The 5,610-nt window shown below is 49.9% G+C and carries 5 protein-coding genes and 1 pseudogene; 3 read left to right on the forward strand and 3 right to left on the reverse strand.

Annotated elements, in window-relative coordinates:
- The first annotated feature begins 160 nt into the window (after positions 1–160).
- A pseudogene (gene inaA / locus BFF42_RS10285) lies at positions 161–811 on the forward strand (lipopolysaccharide kinase InaA).
- Positions 812–864: 53 nt separating this feature from the next.
- Here the strand turns inward: inaA and yfaE are convergent.
- From yfaE to nrdA, 3 genes are all read right to left on the reverse strand, one after another.
- Positions 865–1,119, reverse strand: coding sequence for a ferredoxin-like diferric-tyrosyl radical cofactor maintenance protein YfaE (gene yfaE, locus BFF42_RS10290; protein WP_000135040.1), 255 nt, complete (start codon positions 1,117–1,119; stop codon positions 865–867).
- The gene (nrdB, locus tag BFF42_RS10295) at positions 1,119–2,249 is read right to left on the reverse strand and encodes a class Ia ribonucleoside-diphosphate reductase subunit beta (RefSeq protein ID WP_000332037.1); all 1,131 of its coding nucleotides are present in this window, start codon (positions 2,247–2,249) and stop codon (positions 1,119–1,121) included. The genes yfaE and nrdB overlap by 1 nt, the downstream gene beginning before the upstream one ends.
- A gap of 146 nt (positions 2,250–2,395) precedes the next feature.
- Positions 2,396–4,681: a class 1a ribonucleoside-diphosphate reductase subunit alpha gene (gene nrdA / locus BFF42_RS10300; protein WP_001075163.1), complete on the reverse strand. Its 2,286-nt coding sequence runs from the start codon at positions 4,679–4,681 to the stop codon at positions 2,396–2,398.
- Positions 4,682–4,808: 127 nt separating this feature from the next.
- Here nrdA and ypaB point away from each other — a divergent pair, with 127 nt between their 5' ends.
- Both ypaB and BFF42_RS10305 read left to right on the forward strand, forming a co-directional pair.
- Positions 4,809–4,952, forward strand: a complete 144-nt coding sequence (gene ypaB / locus BFF42_RS28165; protein WP_001300064.1) for a protein YpaB — start codon at positions 4,809–4,811, stop codon at positions 4,950–4,952.
- 503 nt (positions 4,953–5,455) lie between these two features.
- Positions 5,456–5,610 (forward strand): IS1 family transposase (locus BFF42_RS10305; RefSeq protein ID WP_001348782.1); only part of this gene is annotated, 155 nt, incomplete at its 3' end.

A 5,610-nucleotide genomic window follows, 5' to 3' on the forward strand; every position in this document is an offset into this window, starting at 1 on the left:
CTGGCCGATAAACCGGGTCGGCGAACTGCTCCCCTGGCGCGTAGCACTGCCGACTGAATAACACATCCCCGTCAATACGGTTCTTGCTGCACGCTTACAGATTTTCCTCAGGTAACCACCTATAGTCATTGTCGTTAATAAAAACGACAGGCGATAGGGTATGGCAGTTTCAGCAAAGTACGACGAATTTAATCACTGGTGGGCAACAGAGGGCGACTGGGTTGAAGAGCCTAACTATCGCCGTAATGGTATGAGCGGGGTGCAATGCGTCGAGCGCAACGGCAAAAAGCTGTATGTAAAGCGCATGACGCATCATCTGTTTCATTCTGTACGTTATCCGTTCGGCCGACCAACGATTGTCCGTGAGGTTGCGGTAATTAAATAACTGGAACGGGCCGGTGTCATCGTGCCTAAGATCGTTTTTGGTGAAGCGGTGAAAATTGAGGATGAATGGCGAGCGTTGCTGGTGACTGAAGATATGGCGGGGTTCATCAGCATTGCTGACTGGTATGCCCAGCATGCAGTATCGCCTTATTCTGACGAAGTACGGCAAGCCATGTTGAAAGCAGTGGCGCTGGCGTTTAAGAAAATGCATAGCATTAATCGTCAGCATGGCTGTTGTTATGTTCGCCATATCTATGTGAAAACAGAAGGTAAGGCAGAAGCTGGTTTTCTTGACCTGGAGAAAAGTCGTCGCCGCTTGCGTCGCGATAAAGCGATTAATCATGACTTCCGCCAGCTGGAAAAATATCTGGAGCCAATCCCCAAAGCGGACTGGGAGCAGGTGAAAGCGTATTACTACGCCATGTAATCGTTGTAGGCCAGATAAGACGCATAAGCGTTGTATCTGGCACTACAACCAATTCACATCTCGATTTCAATATCGCCTTTTGCCCGGCAACAACAGGGCAAAATTTCCCCCGGCTGAATAAAGGCTAACGGTTCGGCAATCCAGTCAACTTGACCTGCAACCAGGCGTGTGCGACAGGAGCCGCAGTAACCTTCGCGACACTGGTACTCAACCGCCACATTGTGGGATTCCAGCGCTGCCAGAAGGGAAGGGTGTTCATCCTGGCACAGCAGTTGTGTGCCAGTGATGCGCAGGGTAACGCGGGCCATCAGAGCTGGAAGTTACTCAAATCGTCGGTGTCCACTTCCGAGTCAATCTGCCCGACCAGATAAGAACTGACTTCCACTTCCTGCGGAGCAACCTGCACGTTATCAGACACCAGCCAAGTGTTGATCCACGGGATCGGGTTGGAGCGCGTCTGGAACGGCAGATCCAAACCGACTGCCTGCATACGGATATTGGTGATGTATTCAACGTACTGGCAGAGAATGTCTTTATTCAGACCAATCATCGAACCGTCGCGGAACAGATAATCCGCCCAGTCTTTCTCCTGTTGAGCTGCCTGAACAAACAGGTCATAGCACTCCTGCTTACACTCTTCGGCAATTTCCGCCATCTCAGGATCGTCCGCGCCGCTGCGCAGCAGATTCAGCATATGCTGGGTGCCGGTCAGGTGCAGGGCTTCGTCGCGGGCAATCAGGCGAATAATTTTGGCGTTGCCTTCCATCAATTCGCGTTCTGCAAAGGCAAAGGAACAAGCAAAGCTGACGTAGAAGCGGATCGCTTCCAGCGCGTTAACGCTCATCAGGCAAAGATACAGTTTTTTCTTCAGCTCGCGCAGGCTAACGGTTACGGTTTTACCGTTAACGGTGTGGGTGCCTTCGCCCAGAAGGTGCCAGTAGCTGGTCATTTCGATCAGTTCATCGTAATAGCTGGAGATCCCTTCCGCACGTTTCTGGATCTGCTCGTTGGTGACGATATCGTCAAACACAACAGACGGATCGTTAACGATATTACGAATGATATGAGTATAGGAACGGGAATGAATCGTTTCTGAGAACGCCCAGGTTTCGACCCAGGTTTCCAGTTCCGGAATAGAAATAAGCGGCAATAGCGCCACGTTCGGACTACGACCCTGAATGGAATCCAGCAGCGTCTGATATTTCAGGTTGCTGATAAAAATGTGTTTTTCGTGCTCCGGCAGCGCCTGGTAATCGATACGGTCGCGGGAGACGTCAACTTCTTCCGGACGCCAGAAGAAAGAGAGCTGCTTTTCGATCAGCTTTTCGAAGATGTCATATTTTTGCTGATCGTAGCGGGCCACGTTGACCGGCTGACCAAAGAACATCGGTTCTTTGAGCTGATCATTTTTCGTCTGTGAAAAGGTGGTATATGCCATGAGTGTGTCCTGTTGGGAGTTTAATGCCGGATAAGGCATTTTACGCCGCATCCTGTGCCTGATGCGACGCTGGCGCGTCTTATCAGGCCTACAAATCCGAGCCGTAGGCCGGATAAGGCGTTCACGCTGCATCCGGCATCTCAATATCAGATCTTACATGCGCCGCTTTCGCAGCCATCGTCCTGGATTGACGGTACCAGATCGTCCTGCGCGTCTTCAGCGCCGTCACGGGTGTTCTGATAATACAGCGTTTTGACCCCGAATTTGTAGGCGGTGAGCAGGTCTTTCAGCAACTGCTGCATCGGCACTTTTCCTGACGGGAAACGTGACGGATCGTAGTTGGTGTTAGCAGAGATCGACTGATCGATAAATTTCTGCATGATACCTACCAGTTGCAGGTAGCCATCGTTACCCGGCATTTCCCACAGCAGCTCATAGGCGTCGTGCAGGTGCTCGTAGTCCGGCACCACCTGGCGCAAAATACCGTCTTTCGACGCTTTGATGCTGACGTAACCGCGCGGCGGTTCAATACCGTTAGTGGCATTAGAGATCTGCGAAGAGGTCTCGGACGGCATCAGGGCAGAAAGCGTGGAGTTACGCAGGCCGTGCGTTTTGATTGATTCACGCAATGCTTCCCAGTCGTAATGCAGCGGCTCATTAGCGATGGCATCCAGATCTTTCTTATAGGTATCGATCGGCAGGATCCCTTTCGCGTAAGTGGTTTCGTTAAACCACGGGCACGCGCCTTGCTCTTTAGCCAGCTCATTAGACGCTTTCAGCAGGTAATACTGAATCGCTTCGAAGGTTTTATGCGTCAGGTTGTTGGCGCTGCCGTCGGAGTAGCGTTTACCGTGCTTCGCCAGGTAGTAAGCGAAGTTGATCACACCAATACCCAGCGTACGACGACCCATCGCTCCACGTTTGGCGGCCGGGATCGGGTAATCCTGATAATCCAGCAGCGCGTCAAGTGCACGAACCGCCAGAATTGCCAGCTCTTCCAGTTCATCCAGGTTATTAATTGCGCCCAAGTTGAAAGCAGACAGCGTACACAGCGCGATTTCACCGTTCTCGTCGTTGACGTCGTTCAGCGGTTTGGTCGGCAGGGCTATCTCCAGGCACAGGTTAGACTGACGCACTGGCGCGATGGCCGGATCAAACGGGCTATGGGTATTACAGTGGTCAACGTTCTGAATATAGATACGACCGGTAGACGCACGTTCCTGCATCATCAGCGAGAACAGCTCAACGGCTTTCACACGCTGCTTGCGGATGCTGTCGTCTTTCTCATATTTGGTATACAGACGTTCAAACTCTTCCTGATCGGCGAAGAACGCGTCGTACAGCCCCGGTACGTCGGACGGGCTGAACAGGGTGATATCTTCACCTTTCAGCAGACGGGTATACATCAGTTTGTTGATTTGTACCCCGTAGTCCATATGACGCACGCGGTTGCCTTCCACACCACGGTTGTTTTTCAACACCAGCAGGCTTTCCACTTCCAGATGCCACATCGGGTAGAACAGCGTTGCCGCACCGCCGCGCACACCGCCCTGAGAGCAGGATTTCACCGCTGTCTGGAAATGTTTGTAGAACGGAATGCAGCCGGTATGGAACGCTTCACCACCGCGAATCGGGCTACCCAGCGCACGAATACGCCCGGCGTTGATGCCGATCCCGGCACGCTGGGAAACGTATTTAACAATCGCGCTGGAGGTGGCGTTGATGGAATCCAGGCTGTCACCGCACTCGATCAGTACGCAGGAGCTGAACTGACGAGTCGGGGTACGCACGCCGGACATGATTGGCGTCGGCAGCGAAATTTTAAATGTGGAAACCGCGTCGTAAAAACGCTTCACATATTGCAGGCGCGTTTCACGCGGGTAGTTCGAGAACAGGCACGCGGCAACCAGAATATAAAGGAACTGGGCGCTCTCATAGATTTCGCCGGTCACGCGGTTCTGTACCAGATATTTGCCTTCCAGCTGCTTAACGGCAGCATAAGAGAAGGTCATATCACGGTCGTGATCGATAAACGTGTCCATCTGCTTGAACTCTTCTTCCGTGTAGTCTTCCAGCAGATGATTATCGTATTTGCCCATCTCGACCATTTTCACCACGTGGTCGTACAGCGCAGGCGGCTCAAACTGGCCGTAGGCTTTTTTACGCAGGTGGAAGATCGCCAGGCGCGCGGCGAGATACTGATAATCCGGCGCATCACGGGAGATCAGGTCTGCGGCAGCCTTGATAATGGTTTCGTGGATGTCAGAGGTCTTGATACCGTCATAAAACTGAATGTGGGAGCGCAGCTCGACCTGGGAAATCGAAACGTTATGCAGTCCTTCTGCCGCCCAATCCAGAACGCGATGGATTTTGTCGAGATTGATGCGCTCTGTGCTACCGTCGCGCTTTGTCACCAGCAGATTCTGATTCATGTATGTCGTACCTGTTTTTGGAATTCTTTCCGCAATAGTTTCATGCAGACTACCTGTAGTACGGGAAGCTGCTTAGAACACTATATATAGGGGGTATGTTTGGGATTCACTGCAAGATAGTGTGAAAATGGCCCTCTTGCAAGTGCATAACTTTGTGGATAACTCAGGAAGGAAAAAGTGGCTTTCGCGCACCTTAGGTCAGACAAGGTGTCCGGGAAAGTCAATGGGAAGAGAAAAATTTGTTAAAAATAACTGTTCGGCGATTTCTTGAACGGCAGAATAGGTTGGATAAATTGATATAGATGGTTTATTAATCTTTTTGCTAATGATTGCAAAAATTGATCTAAGCACGAGTCATCACATAATCTGATGTATCAGTTGTGGTCAATATATAAGCGAATGTAAGCGATTGTTGATGTCGAAATGGTTGTTTTCTATTCGGTTATTGTTAAATGCGAAGCCATTTTGTTAATTTACCTTATATTATAAAAAAATTATTCATTACTTTAATTTAGTTTAAATATAACTGGTATCCCTTAAGGTTATTAACTTGAATTATGACGCACTGATATTATTCATCAAATAATAACAAAATAGCCATTGCATCGGGTTGGACAATTTACAAAAGAAAGATAACCCATATTGTATAATGCGTTTAAATATGCCGTCTTATATAAAATGATGGTCAGATTAATATGCGGATTATCTTTCTACGCAAGGGTAATGCTGCCAACTTACTGATTTAGTGTATGATGGTGATTTTAAGGTGCTTGCGTGGCTTCCATTTCCATCAGATGTCCTTCCTGCTCCGCTACTGAAGGCGTGGTGCGTAACGGCAAAAGCACTGCCGGACATCAGCGCTATCTCTGCTCTCATTGCCGTAAAACATGGCAACTACAGTTCACTTACACCGCCTCTCAGCCCGGTAC

This window comes from Shigella sp. FC1661, assembly GCF_001712525.1.
Classification (GTDB): domain Bacteria; phylum Pseudomonadota; class Gammaproteobacteria; order Enterobacterales; family Enterobacteriaceae; genus Escherichia; species Escherichia coli.